Below are 15,789 nucleotides of genomic sequence, written 5' to 3'. Positions count from 1 at the left end.
GATTAAGTAACAGGAGTTAAGCGTGGTTATCGGGCCATTTATCAATGCGGGAGCCGTATTGCTGGGCGGTGTTCTCGGCGCAGTGTTGAGTCAGCGGTTGCCGGAGCGTATTCGCTCATCTATGCCTTCTATATTCGGTCTGGCGTCGTTAGGGATTGGCATTCTGCTGGTGATCAAATGCGCCAACCTGCCGGTGATGGTGCTGGCGACCCTGCTCGGCGCGCTGATTGGCGAATTCTGCTATCTGGAAAAAGGCATTAACAGTGCGGTGAGTAGAGCCAAAAACCTGATTTCCCGACCAGGCGGCAAAGCGAAACACGGCACGCACGAGTCGTTTATTCAGAACTATGTAGCAATCATTATTCTGTTTTGCGCCAGCGGTACGGGGATTTTTGGTTCGATGCAGGAAGGGATGACTGGCGACCCGAGCATATTGATTGCGAAAGCGTTTCTCGATTTCTTCACCGCCACCATTTTCGCCACTACCCTTGGCGTCGCCGTTGCGGTGATTTGCGTCCCGATGCTGATAATCCAGCTGGCGCTCGCCACCTGCGCCACATTGATTCTCCCGCTGACAACGCCGGCGATGATGGCCGATTTCACTGCCGTTGGCGGACTGCTCCTGCTGGCAACCGGGTTGCGCATCTGCGGAATTAAGATGTTTGCCGTGGTGAATATGCTGCCTGCACTATTGATCGCCATGCCGCTCTCTGCGCTCTGGACGCACCTTTTCGCTTAAGTTTGCGGCGAAATGGTGAGAGATTGCGCAGTCTGTAACGAAAACAACAAATTTCGTTGACGACCGGGGGCAGATCGGGTTTAATGCGCCCCGTTGCCCGGATAGCTCAGTCGGTAGAGCAGGGGATTGAAAATCCCCGTGTCCTTGGTTCGATTCCGAGTCCGGGCACCACTATTCATAAAGCCTCGCTGAAAAGCGGGGCTTTTTCCTTTCTTAGCTACGGTAGATTTCTGGTCGTTGCAACACGTTATTTGTTTGCTGGATTTCTCGCCATTTTCGCAGATGTTCGTTACTTTTAGACACCTCAACACCCTCTGATATGCCTTCCCTCACCTCACAGCTACGGTCTTTCTACGGTCCTTTACGGTTCCTTTCTCTAGGATTATTCATAATGAAGCAGAGAATACGGGGGAAATGGGGGATTTCATAATTTACTTTATTTAACAACAAATTACCTGCCATCACCCCCGGGGGAAGACAGGGGAGACTCCTCTTCAGGCAAGGGGGTGAACTCAGCGCCATCAACTCCCCTTGTCAGTCGGGGGTATCCACCATCTCCTCCACCTGTAATATTCGCATTTAAACCTTTCATTTCTTAACATTGCCTGAATCCCCCGCCCTCCACGTCATCATAGAATAATTTATCAGGGGTGATAGTAATTGAGCTAAACGTATTGGAACTTAGACCTTAGGATCAAATCTGAGCAAAAAGTGGAAGTAAAAAATGATTCTGACCACTGATGGCCTATTTCAAACATCGCTGAAAGTTAATCAACGAGAAACAGGCCAAAGGGATGAAAATTGATCCAAATACTGGTGTAGAAAAAAGGTATATTAGGATAGTTTCCTGACGCTCTCGACCGAATATGAATTAAAGGTAACATCATGGATACACACACACCCTACAACTGCAATGACATAGCCAGACTTGCATTGGCTATGCACGGCCACAGCTATTTCTTCTCACTCCGCCGCCATCTCAACATTAACTTTAGCCGGGACTTGAACGGAAGCGGAACACAGGGTTTATTCATCAAAAAACAAAACGTTGATATTGATTTAATTAAGGTAATTTTTGATTATACCGACAACAAAAACGATGATTTCCTCTATGAGGCTGATCTCATCAAAGATCAACGTAAGGACTATGAACCCACAGTTAACAGAGGTAAACACCGGTTCGTTGCCAAACAAATCGAGCTAAATATCGACTGGAACGGTAATGAAATCCAGCAGTGGAGAGCGGATATCGAATGGATTTGCCCCTATATTTCCAGACACCTGTTATCACTTAACCCATTACTGGCCTGCTGCCGCAGATATTCCCGTGGCGAGCGATAACCCAGTGCACTATGCGGATGCCATTCGTTATAATGCTCGAACGCCTCTGCAAGGTTCTTTGCTGCCGTTAACCCGTCTGGTTTAGGCATGATACTGATGTAGTCACGCTTTATCGTTTTCACGAAGCTCTCTGCTATGCCGTTACTCTCCGGACTCCGCACCGCCGTGTTCTTCGGTTCAAGCCCCAACATCCGGGCAAACTGCCGTGTTTCATTAGCCCGGTAGCATGAACCATTATCCGTCAGCCACTCTACTGGAGACGCCGGAAGCTCGTTGCCGAAGCGGCGTTCCACCGCTCCCAGCATTACGTCCTGTACTGTTTCACTGTCGAAGCCGCCCGTAGTGACTGCCCAGTGCAGTGCCTCACGGTCACAGCAGTCCAGCGCGAACGTGACTCGCAGTTTTTCTCCGTTATCACAGCGGAACTCGAACCCGTCAGAGCACCATCGTTGATTGCTTTCTTTCACGGCCACTTTGCCAGTATGTGCCCGTTTCGATGGCGGTACAGCGGTTTTTCGCTCAAGCAACAGCGCATTCTGGCGCATGATCCGGTAAACACGTTTGGCATTGATCGCAGGCATACCATCAAGTTCGGCCTGTCTGCGAAGCAGCGCCCATACCCGACGATAACCATACGTGGGCAGCTCTCCGATAACATGGTGTATACGGAGAAGCACATCCGTATCATCTGAGTGACGGCTGCGGCGACCATCTTTCCAGTCATCGGTTCGTCTGAGAATTACGTGCAACTGCGCACGCGACACCCGGAGACAACGGCTGACTAAGCTTACTCCCCATCCCCGGGCAATAAGGGCGCGTGCGCTATCCACTTTTTTGCACGCCCGTATTCAACGGCTTCTTTAAGGAGTTCATTTTCCATCGTTTTTTTGCCGAGCAGGCGCTGGAGTTCTTTAATCTGCTTCATGGCAGCAGCAAGTTCAGAGGCAGGAACGACCTGCTCTCCTGCGGCCACAGCAGTAAGACTTCCCTCCTGGTATTGCTTGCGCCAGAGAAATAACTGGCTGGCTGCCACACCGTGTTGCCGGGCAACAAGGGAGACCGTCATTCCCGGTTCAAAACTCTGCTGAACAATAGCGATCTTTTCCTGTGTAGTACGCCGTCTGCGTTTCTCCGGTCCTAAGACATCAATCATCTGCTCTCCAATGACTAGTCTAAAAACTAGTATTAAGATTATCACTTATTTAAGTGATATTGGTTGTCTGGAGATTCAGGGGGCCAGTCTATCGAACGACTAACGAGATCGCACGATAATCTTGAGGACTGGTTAAAAAACGGCTCGGAGATGCTGGTATGTTGCGCCTCTGGATTTTTTTGTCGTCTCCCCACAATCCTTACTTTGAACGACCTTAAGCAGTATGTTGCAATGGGAGTAACTCTAGAAGACCTTAAAACTCGGCTCAAGTGCTCGAAATGTGGTAAACGTGGGTCCAAAGTCACAGTATTTTGATTAATTATCTAAGCAAGACTCGCCATGTCGTCCATAACGACATCGTTAAAAAGAGTGGACTTCAACATGTCAAATTTTAGCAAAGCATGCTCTTTGCCCTTATCACATGTAATTATATCCGACTGAAACACATATTATTTCTGTGAACTCTTCCCCAACGGCAATCTTTCCCCTTAAGACCAGAATCAGACCGTAAAGCCTGTTCTTTCTGCATTTCCCGTCTTAATTCATACCATGTGGCACCAGCATTCCCTTAGCCACACCAGAAAATCAACTCAACCATAAAAAGCGCCGTGCCGGGGATGGGTCAACCCTGACGTTCTTTACACCAGTCACAGGAGGTTATATGTCCACCCCCAAACGCTTCCGTTTTACTAATCAGCTCATTAAATCCCTGCCCCCTAACACATCCGATGCACGCAGTACCGATGCCGAATACAGCGACACCGAGATTTCCGGCCTCAAGTGTCTGGTCAGCAGAAGAGAAGGTCGTAAAAAGTTTTTGCTACGCTACCTTTATCATGGACGAAAACGCGCCATCGCCATTGGTCACTGGCCTGAAGTGGACGTCAATCTTGCTCGTCAGATTGCCATAGAACACAAACGTTCCCTTGCCACCGGCACTGACCCTAAGCAGGAGCGTGAAAACAAGAGAATGGAGCTGACGTTCGATGAACTCTTTAATCAGCATTATCTGCCATGGGCAAAATCCGCTAAACGCAGTTGGGGAAAGGATGTTCAGCGCTACCGCGATCATATCCGTCCCGCCATTGGTCAGAGGCTGCTGAGCGATATCACACCAGCGAGCATTCTGCGCCTTCAGCAGACGTTAAGTACTTCCCTGTCAGCGGCTACCTGTAACCGTGTCATCGTACTCATTAAAGCCGTCTTTACATGGGCCGGAAGGCAAAGCATGACCTCTGTTCATCCGGCAAGGGTGGTACAGCTACTCAGGGAGAACAACGCCCGACAGCGTTATTTTACCGAGGACGAAATTCGTCGTATTTTTCTCTCCGCCGATAACGATACCAGCCCTGTAGCTGCCCGCTATGTCAAACTGCTGTTACTGACCGGCCTTCGTCGTGATGAGCTGCGTCTGGCTAAGTGGGAGCATGTTGACCCGGTTAAACGCACCCTGTGGCTCCCTGAAACCAAGAATGGCTATGGACGGATTGTTCACCTTAACTCACTGGCGATGGACGTAATCAGAACGCTGCCAACGCAGCGGGGAAATCCGTGGTTGTTTATAGGCAAAAAACCGGGGATGCCGCTGAGTAACCCGGTTAAGGCCTTTCAGCGTATCGTTCGTCGGGCGGGGATTTTCGACAAAGAAGTATGTATTCATACCTGTCGCCATTCGGTTGCCGCCCTCATCGTGTCCTACGGCGGAACACTGTATGACGTTCAGGCTCAACTGGGGCACCGCAGCAGTCAGTCTTCACAACGGTATGCGCATCTTCATCCTCAGCGCTTACAGAACACCAGTCAGTTACTGGCGGAAAGGATAACGGCTCAGCTACCGTCCTTGTGATAACAGAAAAGCAGAGGCAAGTGCCCCTGCTTTTTTTTACTGTTCAGCCATCAGTCAGAACGGGATGGCCCCATATTCTTCATCCGGCACCCGGTGATCATCAAATCTGTTATAGAGTTCACGTGCTCGTTCACGCGCGACGTTAACGGGCATACGTGGAAATGTGCCGAGGGGTTCATAATAGCAGGCCCCTTGAAGCGTATAACGAGCCAGGAATTTAATCTTACCGTTGGCAATGACGGCCCGGAGCGCCGGCTCACTGCCATCGAAGATTTCACGAGAAATGTCGTGATACAGGCACTCCGCCAGTGTGTTAACCAGAGCGTAATCATTGAATGAGGTTTTTTCTTCATTTTCGCTGCTGATAGCGTGAGGAAAACCGTCATAGTACTGGTCTGATTCAAAAATCATACATCACCTTCTATTCGTTGTTATTCAGTCAAAATGGTTTTATTCAGGGTTAAAATTCGGTCATCACATTGCATTTCAGAAACGCTTTTTTGACCTGGTAGTAAGACTGCGCCATCGTCTTCAGCGCTCTTTTTTTATAGTGTCCGGCACTTTCGCCAAGCAGATAACCGGAACGCTCTAACGGTCTGGCCACATCAACGGTCTTAAGTCCCTTTTCAGAACAGAGCTTTTCAAACACCGATTCATAAATCAGGAAGTCGCCGGTTTTGTAATGGACGAATCCCCACATATCTCCCGGGCATCGGGCATGTTCGTCACGCAGGGTGATAAAGTGCCTGCTGCTTTTTGTCACCAGCGTCAGCTGAAGCTCCTCCAGCATGTTACGCACCGGGTTATACTGATTCTGGTTATCATCCAGCCAGCGTCGTGCAGCGGATATAACGGATTTAGCCACCGCATCGCTTTCGAAAGGTAAAAGGCCATATTTCAGCGCCTTCTCTCCTGCCAGCCATACCAGCGCAAATCTTTTCAGTCCGCGCCGCTGAACGCGGGTAATATCACGCCCCTCATCCCTCAGGGCCTCTTCCAGTGCGTTACAGCAATCATCTGTCTGTTCCTGGAGCCAGGATGAAAACTCTGCGTAGGTGCGAAGACCGCCAGCCGTATTTTTCCCGGATAACAGTTTGCCGATAAATGCAGGCCCGGCATGACCATAAGCCTCTGCCAGCCCCGTCTTCAGTGCATCTGCACGGGCACGTGTTTCTGATACCGGTTCATCCGGTTTTTGAGCATCCTCAGGCAACAGTTCCATACTGATGGCCCTGTGCTCCTGCCCTCCCTGTAACACGGCTTTCTGTTCAGCCAGCTTTTCGGAGATTGACATCTCACCGGTGGAGAGAATAAACATGCGCCATTTAAACGGCTCATCTGCCGTCAGGCCACGGTTCAGGCGCTCTTTTGCCGTACCTGACGTAATGTTGTAAAGCAGTGAGGAAAGTTGTTTATGATTACTCGCACCCAGTTCATCGACGCAGGCGACCAGACCGGAATAGTCAGCGAGAAGGCGCTCCATCGCGTTAGGCGTGGTATTCCAGCGAATAATATTTACATTCCCCCCACTGCCCGGCTCGCTGCCATCACCATGGACCGATGCAGCCAGCATCAGGAGAAGCGTTTTACCGGTGGTGGATACGCCGTGAAAATGAAACATGCCCACATCCATACCGGCAGGAACCAGAAGCATCGAAGCAAAGGACGCACTCAGCGCAAAGGTCTGCGCCCAGCCATGGACATTTTCCCGGATGAGGTTAATCCACTCCTCCAGAGCCCCACCTTTGTGCAGTCCGGGACGCACGCGGAATCCCGGCAGCAGATAATCAAACCCGGTCAGAGAGGTCACAACGGGCTCATGACCATGTAAAAAGGCCATATCCTCCGAAACGAATCCCATCGCATCTGCCATCAGATAGACAGGCAGCGGTAAACTCCGGCAGCGCTGAAGAAAACGGTCAAAAAGGGCAAACTGCTGTGGAGAGGAGCCAACACAAAATCCACGATCTGCCAGTTTGCCTACTACCTGAGCACCGCTCTGAACAATATCCTCAAAGCGCACCAGGGCCTTAACATACTTACCCAGCCCGTTACCGGTCATCAGGCGAATCCCAAGACTGGACTCCTTATCTTTCCCGCAAAACAGGGCGACAGGCACAACTGGCGTACCGCAAACCAGCACAGGTTTCTGTCCACCGATGTAGAAAAGGCCATCAGCCGTATTCACATAATGCCGTGGCAGCCCATCACTAATACCGAGTGAAGCGATATCATCTTCACCGACTTCAGTCTTTTCAGCACGCCTGATAATTGCCTCCGATATTTTGGTGAAATTTTTATCGCGGTCAGCAAAAGCGCGAATACGCTTAATCCCGGAAACCTTAGGAACATTAGTTGTCACTTTTTTATTCATGTGTATTACCATCAAATTACGCCACCGTCAGAAAACGGGTGCATCAGAACCATAGTTAAAAACCATACCGTTGAGTGAAGGTTGTTACCCCATCGCCCGGTTAACGACTTCGTGGTAACGCGCCGGGGAAGCGTGCAAGTAAAGCTCCGTTACTTTGATAGTGCTGTGACCCAATAAGTCTTTGACGGTGTGAATGTCGGCCCCGCTCTCAATGAGCTTTGTCGCAAAGGTATGACGCATCTCATGGATGGTGAACGGTGGAATACCCGCAGCCTCACAAAGCCGTTTTTGCAGGCGACGCGGCTCAGAAACCGGATTGTCGGTCCCCTTGCCCGGAAATACCCAGCCTTCATCACCCAGATGCTGACGCTGTTCTGTCAGAAGAACGAAAGCCTTATCACATACCGGTACGCGGCGGAGTTTGCCGTTTTTGGTGTGGCGAAGGGTGATAACTTTGCGGCTCCAGTCCACATCTTCAAGACGAAGGTGACGGGTTTCCCCCAGACGCAGCCCCGTCAGGGCAAGGAACATGAGCAGAGCAAGGCCTTCATGATCGGGTTTACCATTACGCCAGCACTCACAGACATCCATCCAGCACTGAAGCTGGGAGTCATCCATGGCGCGTCTATCTGACGTCACTTCAGGCAGCGCTTTGATATAAAGCGCCGGAGAGCGGCTGATATATCCCATGCGGATAGCCCAGGTAAACACCGCTTTAATGAGTGCCAGATGGCGGTTGCGGGTGGCAGGCTTGAGATCGAGATCATGCAGATAGGCCACAATGTCCGCCTCCGTCATATCGGCGATTTTTTTATCGCCAAGACGAGGGAGTAGATACTTGTGAATTTTAGACAGGTCTGTCCTTGCTGAACGCTTAATACCTTTGTTCAGAACCTCTTCAACGTATGTTTTCAGCAGGCCATTAAAGTCCATTTTTTTAATCTTACGGTAATCTTTACCGTGCTTTTTAGCGCTCTCTTTCAGGCCGGTGATAATTTCAGACGCAATTTCACGAGCCTCTGCAACAGATAATTCAGGATATCGTCCAATACGCTTGTAGATATTTTCGCCACAGATACTTTTGCGAACGATAAAAGTGGCTCCATCAGGGCTAGCAGGAGAGGCAATTATCTTTAGCCCCGTCAGTTTACTATCACTGGCTTCGACTGTCCGGCCCTCATGCAATGCACGGGCACAGCTTTCCGCAATCACGGATTTAGTTAATGGCTGATTCGCCTTTTTTGTGGAGGGATATAACTTCATATCGCGTTCATCTCTTCAAAATCATAAGAAACAAATTACAAGAGACGCTGGCCAGCGATGTTCCAATACTATCCATGATTAATTGCTACAGCAAATTGCCACCACAGCATAATATACCGAGAGCAACTACAAAAACCCTCAAACAGCAGAACAAAAAAATTAAATGATAATTAATACCACAAGCAACTTATCCATTAAAATCAGATAGTTAATTTATTTTCCGTATAAATTCCCTGAAGTTCGGGGGGGAAACCATTGTGAGATCTTTTTCGCCCTGAAGAACCTTGCCAAAACGGATCGTGTTCGTTTTCCGAAAATAAGGCCTTCAGAATATTCATCTTTTTTACCAGCCCCCGGTAAAAGTCATCCGGCGAATCAATCTCCGTAATGGTAACAGCATGGAAAATATATTATTTCATTGAATATCAAAAATATAAGGAGAAAGCCATGTTCAAACTCACTACCCCCACCAGTATCCCCCTTCTCAAACTGCCCGCCTCCGCGCTGGAAGCCCTCAGCAATGAAATCCTTGGCCCCGTCGATGATATCGACCTGTTTACCGCCTTCTGGAACGAAACGGAAACCCTGCTCTGGCATCTCAACCATGATGACACGCTGCCCGAAGACCCGCTGCTGGCAGTTGCACTGGCTAACCCGGAATACGTCACCGCACTTGATGATGGCTGGTATCTGCTTCTCGGTATCGTCTGTGATAACGGACAGGGTATCTATCTGGTATTCCCAGAAACGACCATTATCACTCAACTCCAGAACCTGATTGAGGCGCTGAACCATGAGTAAGAAAAAAATCGCTACCGAAGCCGCCGTCATCGAAAGCTATACCGTGTTCTACAGCGGGGAAGCAGAGAAAATCAGCCCCCATAGCAAGGGACTGCTGACGTATGAGCTGGGTAAAGAGGGTGAAACCGGAAGCCTTGCCCTGCGCTTAACCGCCAATGGCGAAGGAGGCCTGTTCTCCCGTGAATGGGTAGCGCTTGATGCGATTCACGCCATTCTGGAACAGCAGCAGGACAGCTTTCCATCCCGTGTATTTCGCCCACTGTTTGGTCAGGGCAGCACCAATAACGCAGGTTTTCTTGCTGCTGTGCTCAGAAGTCCGGATATCTGCCTTATCGAAGCGGACAGCAGCAGACTCTTTATGCACCGCTGCTACGCCGACTGGCAGCACCGTCTGACGCAGCTTGCCGCAATCAGCCAGGACTAATCCCCCGCTTTTTCTGTGTTCCATACCCCTTAAAAAGGAAATTCACTATGTCATCACCCGCTATATTGCAGGGCGGCTATGTGCTGCCGCTCTCCCGGTCGTTCACTCAACTGCTTCTGGGTATCGTTGCGCAAAAACCGCCTCATCGTCACCCCATCACCGGATTAACCATTAACTTCCGTGACCCTGAATACTCACCGGAAAAGGGCGGCTGGCATCCGGTCGAAATACGCCTCATCCCTGCCGGAGAAGACTGGCAGCTCGATTACGTCACCGATTTTCACTATGCAGGACATCCATGGCCTGAGCTTGAAAAAGATGTCGATGTGAGCTGGACGCAACAATACACGTGGCTTTCCCGTTGTGGCGATATCTCTCATGTCGACGCCCGTGAGTTCTGGTCGCTATGGGAAAGTAACTTTATGGCTTACCACGATATGGGGGTTTTCACGGTCCGTACGTTGTGGGAAAGCTGAGTGTTCACTACGTTTCCCCCGCATCCCCCCTCTCCCCCGTAGTAAGGAATTGATTGTTATGTACCGGCTTCTGCTGCTGAACTTCGTGGATTCATTTATCGATAACTGCATTCTCTCCTGCGTCGATGAACCGGCTTACGGTGGTATCGTGCAGTGCGAACTGCTTTTTGGCCTTGCCGCACACAGCGGTATCTATGTGGGTAACGGCGATATTGTTCATCTTGATGGCGATGGAACCGTTATCAAAAGTAAGGCTAAAGGGTTTCTTGACCGGCTCGATGGCTGGAACTCCGCTATCTCGGTGTATACCGACTGTATGGATTTGACGCCTCAGGGTTGTGCGCGGGCCGCTGAACGGGCAAAGGCGGCAGTGGGTCAGCGCTATCCTTATAGCCTGCTCGACTTTAACTGCCACCGGTTTACTGCCCGCTGCGTTACCGGCGATTCGTGCCCTGATATCTGGCTTGCCAGACACCTCGATTCTTTTCAGAAAGGGGACCGATGGCGCGTATGGCAACGATGAAAGCCAGCCGTTGCAGGCAACGTGTCACCGGACAGGGAGAACGGCTTATCCGGCTGACCATGGTGCTGTTTTACGGTCAGACAATATCTGTTCGCTACATCATCCGGCAGTTTGACGTGTCTCCCCGGACCGCAAGACGGGACCTCGCTCAACTGGCCTTTGTGCTGGAATCTGCTGGACCTCACCGCTGGCGACTGGCTCCCTCGCTGAAACCCTGACTTTTTTCTCTGTCGGACATCTCCTGACCACTCCGTATGGCAGGCTGTCTCCGCTTTTCAATCCATAAGGGAACATGATGAAAATTTTAAAACTGTTAACCGCCGCAATTCTGCTTTCCGCCTTCAGCCACAGCGCGTTCGCCGACGAGCAGGCTGACGCTCAGATGATTACCAATTCGACCTTCTGTGCGATGTACTCCACCCGCCTGACCCAGACCAGTGACAGCGGCCTTCAGGTAAAAGGCGTCAATCTCAATGCCCGCATCAACGGACCGGTATTCAACAGGGTACTTCAGGTGATGAACAAAACCTATGGCAGAACCTGGCTCGAATCAAATGCCCGTAACGGCAGCATGACCGCCATGCAGCTTTCGCAGTCGGAGCTGCTTTATAACCCGGAATATGCCCGGCAGTGCGATGCCTTTGCGGATAAAGTGGAAAAGGAATGGCGCGGAAAGTAATCCCGACGCGTTATACCTCCATCCGGTGAACAGAAACCTGCTTTCGGGCAGGTTTTTTTTACTTTTTTATTTTTCAGGCGGACAAACCCTGTCCGGGGGCTTCCTTAAACTGTCAGGTCCAATATCTGCAATGAGGTGAAATATGGCTACCTACCGACACGACCCCGACCTTGAGTTTCTGCGCCACTGTCATCGTGACGATCTGGATTTACTGGTTTCAGTGCTTATCTACGATCCGAAAGACGGACTGGCACGCATCACGGAAACGCTGACCTATGATCCTCAGTATAAAAAACACAAGCCCAACCACCCGCGCTACTGGGATGCCATTGCCGCCGAGGTTCAGACGTTTGGGGCGAACAGCTTTGCCACGCTGCTCCGCTGGGGTAAAGGGGTGCTGTACCGGGAAATTCTTACCGATGCCTGCGATAAAATGAAGGTGAACTACAACAGCAAATCCAGTGTTGAAACCATTGAAATGAATCTGCTGATGAAGATTCTGGAGAAAAGTCTTGAGAAGATGACGCCCGACCAGCTAAAGACTGTGGCGGAAGAATTGCAGACAGGCTACAGCAATCCCACACCGGAGCTGCTGACCATGGCAATCCAGGCGGGGATAAAAACATCCGGATTTGCGGCCTATCAGATGGCGCTTGTTGTCACAAATGGCGTAGCAAAAGCCCTGTTAGGCAGAGGGCTGACCGTTGCAGGAAATGCCATGCTGACACGGACTATGGGCGCTTTTGCCGGTCCCGTGGGCTGGGTGCTCAGTTCTCTCTGGCTACTGATAGATTTAGCCGGTCCCGCATACCGGGTGACGCTACCATCCTGCATTTTTATTGCCTACATGCGCCAGAAGCATCTTTATTCACCTGAGAATACTGACGTTTAGCACTTACATTTAAGGTATTCAGACTTTAAAAAACTTCAGAGGGCGGACAAATCCTGTCCGCTACTGCTGGCATTATTTCCCGGCTAAATTCGGAAATGATGTATGACGCTGATAACACAAGAAAACGAACATGACAGACTGGCAACCCGCCTTTCCATCATCCTGAGCCGTTTGTTTCAGGGTGAAAAGCTGCATATCGGGACGCTGGCAGAAGAATTTGGGGTGACGACGCGCACGCTGCGGCGGGATTTTAACGTCCGCCTCACCTATCTTGATATTGAACAGAACAACGGCGTATATCAGCTCGCTTCGCATTACTTTCGTCGCCGCACGGAACGGGATATGAAGATACTGGCGAGGTTGCTGCATCTTGACCGTCTGTTACCCGCGATGGACGCCAAACTGCTGAGCCTTCTGCTTGACGGGGAGCACCCTTCACCCTACCGGATTATGCTCCCGGAGCCGCGCCAGAAACCCACGCTCTTTGGTGATTTCAGCAGACTGACGCTCGCCATACTCAACCAGACCCAGGTGCGTATCAGAACCGACGAAAACGTCAGCCATACCGTTCATCCCTATCGTCTGCTTTGCAGCCATGCGGAGTGGTTTCTTGCCGGATGTACGTCATCGGGCGTGTTCGTTATTTCCCTGTCCCGAATCAGGCTGGTTGAGGTATTACCGGATACAACGTTTGAGATCGATAACACACTCATTTCGCTGATTGAACAGTCTGACTTTATGGAAGCCTTACCCCACATGAACATTATTCATCAGATAATGCATTACGGGAGTAAACAGACGAATAATCGTAATTAAAATCACAACATATTATTAGTGATGATTAAATCACATTAACATGATAAGTGAGAAAGTTATGATTATCGATAAAGAATACGCACTTGTAGATGCAACAGCAAGACTTAACACTGACCTGAGGGATTATGAATATGAAATAAACAACGCCGCCATCATAACATTTGGCAATGACCTCATTGAGGTAATCGTATATCAGTTCAGCTTTGTCATCAGCATCAGGGCAGAGGGTGAAAAAATAAAGCACGGCCTACTTGTTAACTTCGGTAAAAATATAGCAAGACAGGTTTCATCACTTTGTGCATCCGCAATGCGAGTCTACCCGAATGAAAAACACAAACCGAGCCGTCAGCTTTTCCATTGCATAAATTAGTTTGTGCAAAGACTGTACTACCGACACGCAATAAATTAAAATAGGCCAGCTAATATAACATATGAGGTTTATGATGGCTGGCCAGTATGAAAAAGCAATAACGATAAAACAAGCGATAGATTCAATTAATTTACGCCACTATCTTCTGCCTGCAATTCAGAGGAAGTTCGTCTGGAGCAGCAGTCAAATATGTTTGCTGTTTGATTCCATCATGCGAGACTACCCGATAAACTCTTTCATGATGTGGGATATCCGTAGTGCCAGTATTAAAAATGATTACAAATTTTATGAGTTCCTGAAAGAATACTGTCAGCGGTTTAATGAAGAAAACCCATATGTACCAACAAATGCGGGATTTCATGATTTTAAGGCGGTGATTGATGGTCAGCAGCGTCTCACATCTTTATATATTGGACTGTGTGGAACGTATGCGTATAAAAAGCCCCGGGAGTGGTGGCCTTCGGCACAGGATGATCGCATCCTGCCGCCCAGAAAGCTTTACGTCGATTTAACAGCGCCACTTGACTCAGACGATGAGCCCATGATGAAGTACAACTTCAGGTTCCTCACCGACAAGGAATACACTGATTCACTTACCGATAACAAACATCACTGGTTCTGCCTTCACGAAATATTCAAATACGAGCAAATTGATTCTCCGGATGATATCTTATTTAAAGTTGTCGTACCAGAACTCGAAAAAAGAGGACTCATTTCCAGTGAATTCTCCAGAAAAACCCTGCTTAAACTTTATACCAAGATAAGAACTGAGAATCTTATCCACTACTTCAATGAGAGCAGCCAGGACATTGATCATGTGTTGGATGTTTTCATCCGCACGAATAGCGGGGGGACAAAACTTGAGTTCTCCGACTTACTGATGTCAATAGCTGTAGCACACTGGCAGGGTGATTTCAGAAGAGAACTGGATGAACTAACAAAAAACATTCATCAGAATAATGAAATGGGGTTTTATATTGAAAGAGACTGGTTCTTAAAAACCAGCCTGATGCTTATTGACTCTGACGTCCGGTTCAAAGTAAAAAACTTCACTTCAGAGGAGGTCGGTAAGATACAACAACAATGGTCTGAAATAAAATCCTGTATCAAGGAGACTTTTGTTCTTATCAGGCGATTCGGCATCAATCCACAGTCTTTGATATCTAAAAATGCAGTCATTCCTGTGGTCTACTGGCTTTACAAAAAGCAAACCAATGGACACCCATTATATACAACGATTAATCTCCTGAATAAAAACCACAATGAACGCTCAGTAATTAGCCAGTGGTTTTACATGGTACTTCTGAAAGGGATCTTTGGAAGCCAGGCAGATGCGCTACTCACGAGCATCAGAGACGTAATGAAGAATAGTCTTTCAGATGTTCATTTTCCTCTTGAGAAGATTATTGACAGGTACAAAGGCTCGAATAAGGACCTCAGATTTGACAACGAATACATCGAAAGCCTTCTCAATATCAGATATGGCGAAGGTCGCTGCCGCGCACTATTGCATCTTCTGTTCCCTGAAATGAATCCGACCGAGGTGTTTCATATTGATCACCTTCATCCAAGAAATCATTTTTCAAATAAATATCTTGAAAAATTAGATTATATTGCGAATTCACCGGAGAAACTCAGCTTTTACGAAAATCCGGAACACTGGGACACCATACCTAATCTTCATTTACTGAATCACTCTCAGAATATAAGTAAACAGGATACATCCCTGAAACAATGGCTATCTCACTCATCAAACAACTATACTCCATCAATGCTGTTAGTTTCAGATGAAAATATTGAGTTCAGTCGCTTCCAGGAATTCTACAATGAGCGAAGAAACGCCCTAAAGCAAAGACTACTGAATCGGGTATTTCTTACAACAAAAATAGATTCATCACCATCCACAATAGATACGGATGAAGAAATTCTCACCGACTGAACGTTCAGCCCCGATAGTATCGGGGCTTCAGTATTTATCGTCAGCGCAACGTTTCTACTGGCCTGACTGAAAGAACGTTGGCTACACAACCGGGCAAACGAACTCTCAGTGCAACGCATGACATACAAAACCTGTCATCAATATGAAATTGCG

17 protein-coding genes and 1 tRNA gene are annotated in these 15,789 nt (G+C 48.8%); 14 read left to right on the top strand and 4 right to left on the bottom strand.

Going from position 1 to position 15,789, the window contains the following annotated elements; all coding sequences use genetic code 11:
* Window positions 1–22: 22 nt before the first annotated feature.
* The 3 genes from AC0XWG_RS10990 (at window position 23) to AC0XWG_RS10980 (ending at window position 2,080) form a co-directional block, all read left to right on the top strand.
* Entirely contained in the window at window positions 23–739 is a 717-nt protein-coding gene (locus tag AC0XWG_RS10990; RefSeq protein ID WP_028018403.1) for a DUF554 domain-containing protein, read from the top strand.
* A 95-nt stretch (window positions 740–834) separates the two neighbouring features.
* Window positions 835–910, top strand: a tRNA-Phe gene (locus tag AC0XWG_RS10985).
* A 714-nt stretch (window positions 911–1,624) separates the two neighbouring features.
* A complete protein-coding gene (locus AC0XWG_RS10980; RefSeq protein WP_113417091.1) occupies window positions 1,625–2,080 on the top strand; it encodes a hypothetical protein in 456 nt (151 codons plus the stop codon).
* Here AC0XWG_RS10980 and AC0XWG_RS10975 read toward each other — a convergent pair.
* A protein-coding gene (locus AC0XWG_RS10975) for an IS3 family transposase (RefSeq protein WP_089541817.1) occupies window positions 2,005–3,233 on the bottom strand; the annotation gives its coding sequence in 2 pieces (ribosomal slippage) (window positions 2,005–2,918 and window positions 2,918–3,233; 1,230 coding nt in all). The genes AC0XWG_RS10980 and AC0XWG_RS10975 overlap by 76 nt on opposite strands.
* A gap of 661 nt (window positions 3,234–3,894) precedes the next feature.
* Between AC0XWG_RS10975 and AC0XWG_RS10970 the strand changes: the two genes are divergently transcribed.
* The gene (locus AC0XWG_RS10970; protein WP_023892874.1) at window positions 3,895–5,079 is read left to right on the top strand and encodes a tyrosine-type recombinase/integrase; all 1,185 of its coding nucleotides are present in this window, start codon (window positions 3,895–3,897) and stop codon (window positions 5,077–5,079) included.
* 54 nt (window positions 5,080–5,133) lie between these two features.
* Here AC0XWG_RS10970 and AC0XWG_RS10965 read toward each other — a convergent pair whose 3' ends face one another.
* The 3 genes from AC0XWG_RS10965 to AC0XWG_RS10955 all read right to left on the bottom strand — a co-directional run bounded on the left by AC0XWG_RS10965 (window position 5,134) and on the right by AC0XWG_RS10955 (window position 8,716).
* Window positions 5,134–5,490 carry an Arm DNA-binding domain-containing protein gene (locus AC0XWG_RS10965; protein ID WP_029403623.1) on the bottom strand — a complete coding sequence of 119 codons (357 nt, stop codon included), beginning with the start codon at window positions 5,488–5,490 and terminating at the stop codon, window positions 5,134–5,136.
* Between the two features lie 49 nt (window positions 5,491–5,539).
* Window positions 5,540–7,453, bottom strand: a complete 1,914-nt coding sequence (locus AC0XWG_RS10960; protein ID WP_113417196.1) for a DUF927 domain-containing protein — start codon at window positions 7,451–7,453, stop codon at window positions 5,540–5,542.
* An 84-nt stretch (window positions 7,454–7,537) separates the two neighbouring features.
* Window positions 7,538–8,716 carry a tyrosine-type recombinase/integrase gene (locus AC0XWG_RS10955; protein WP_113417197.1) on the bottom strand — a complete coding sequence of 393 codons (1,179 nt, stop codon included), beginning with the start codon at window positions 8,714–8,716 and terminating at the stop codon, window positions 7,538–7,540.
* 447 nt (window positions 8,717–9,163) lie between these two features.
* On the opposite strand from AC0XWG_RS10955, the gene AC0XWG_RS10950 reads away from it, so the two are divergent.
* The 10 genes from AC0XWG_RS10950 to AC0XWG_RS10905 all read left to right on the top strand — a co-directional run bounded on the left by AC0XWG_RS10950 (window position 9,164) and on the right by AC0XWG_RS10905 (window position 15,636).
* Window positions 9,164–9,517, top strand: coding sequence for a hypothetical protein (locus AC0XWG_RS10950; protein WP_063077949.1), 354 nt, complete (start codon window positions 9,164–9,166; stop codon window positions 9,515–9,517).
* On the top strand, window positions 9,510–9,941 hold the full coding sequence (locus AC0XWG_RS10945) for a hypothetical protein (protein WP_017382949.1): 432 nt from the start codon (window positions 9,510–9,512) through the stop codon (window positions 9,939–9,941). The genes AC0XWG_RS10950 and AC0XWG_RS10945 overlap by 8 nt, the downstream gene beginning before the upstream one ends.
* A gap of 47 nt (window positions 9,942–9,988) precedes the next feature.
* A complete protein-coding gene (locus AC0XWG_RS10940; RefSeq protein WP_026080582.1) occupies window positions 9,989–10,417 on the top strand; it encodes a DUF2787 family protein in 429 nt (142 codons plus the stop codon).
* A 58-nt stretch (window positions 10,418–10,475) separates the two neighbouring features.
* Window positions 10,476–10,940, top strand: a complete 465-nt coding sequence (locus tag AC0XWG_RS10935; protein WP_023337779.1) for a lecithin retinol acyltransferase family protein — start codon at window positions 10,476–10,478, stop codon at window positions 10,938–10,940.
* Window positions 10,919–11,158 carry a DeoR family transcriptional regulator gene (locus AC0XWG_RS10930; protein ID WP_042080396.1) on the top strand — a complete coding sequence of 80 codons (240 nt, stop codon included), beginning with the start codon at window positions 10,919–10,921 and terminating at the stop codon, window positions 11,156–11,158. Before AC0XWG_RS10935 ends, AC0XWG_RS10930 begins: the two co-directional genes overlap by 22 nt.
* 77 nt (window positions 11,159–11,235) lie before the next feature.
* Window positions 11,236–11,619, top strand: coding sequence for a hypothetical protein (locus AC0XWG_RS10925; RefSeq protein ID WP_047603609.1), 384 nt, complete (start codon window positions 11,236–11,238; stop codon window positions 11,617–11,619).
* A gap of 142 nt (window positions 11,620–11,761) precedes the next feature.
* Window positions 11,762–12,511, top strand: coding sequence for a YaaW family protein (locus AC0XWG_RS10920; protein ID WP_029403631.1), 750 nt, complete (start codon window positions 11,762–11,764; stop codon window positions 12,509–12,511).
* 102 nt (window positions 12,512–12,613) lie between these two features.
* A complete protein-coding gene (locus tag AC0XWG_RS10915) occupies window positions 12,614–13,327 on the top strand; it encodes a helix-turn-helix transcriptional regulator (protein WP_023205801.1) in 714 nt (237 codons plus the stop codon).
* A gap of 58 nt (window positions 13,328–13,385) precedes the next feature.
* Entirely contained in the window at window positions 13,386–13,697 is a 312-nt protein-coding gene (locus AC0XWG_RS10910) for a hypothetical protein (protein ID WP_023337782.1), read from the top strand.
* A gap of 70 nt (window positions 13,698–13,767) precedes the next feature.
* Entirely contained in the window at window positions 13,768–15,636 is a 1,869-nt protein-coding gene (locus AC0XWG_RS10905) for a DUF262 domain-containing protein (protein ID WP_232420677.1), read from the top strand.
* Window positions 15,637–15,789: the final 153 nt, after the last annotated feature.

This window comes from Enterobacter sp. DVT3837 (assembly GCF_056238685.1).
Note: the sequence above shows the minus strand (reverse complement) of the source record. Positions and strands in the feature narration are given on the sequence as shown.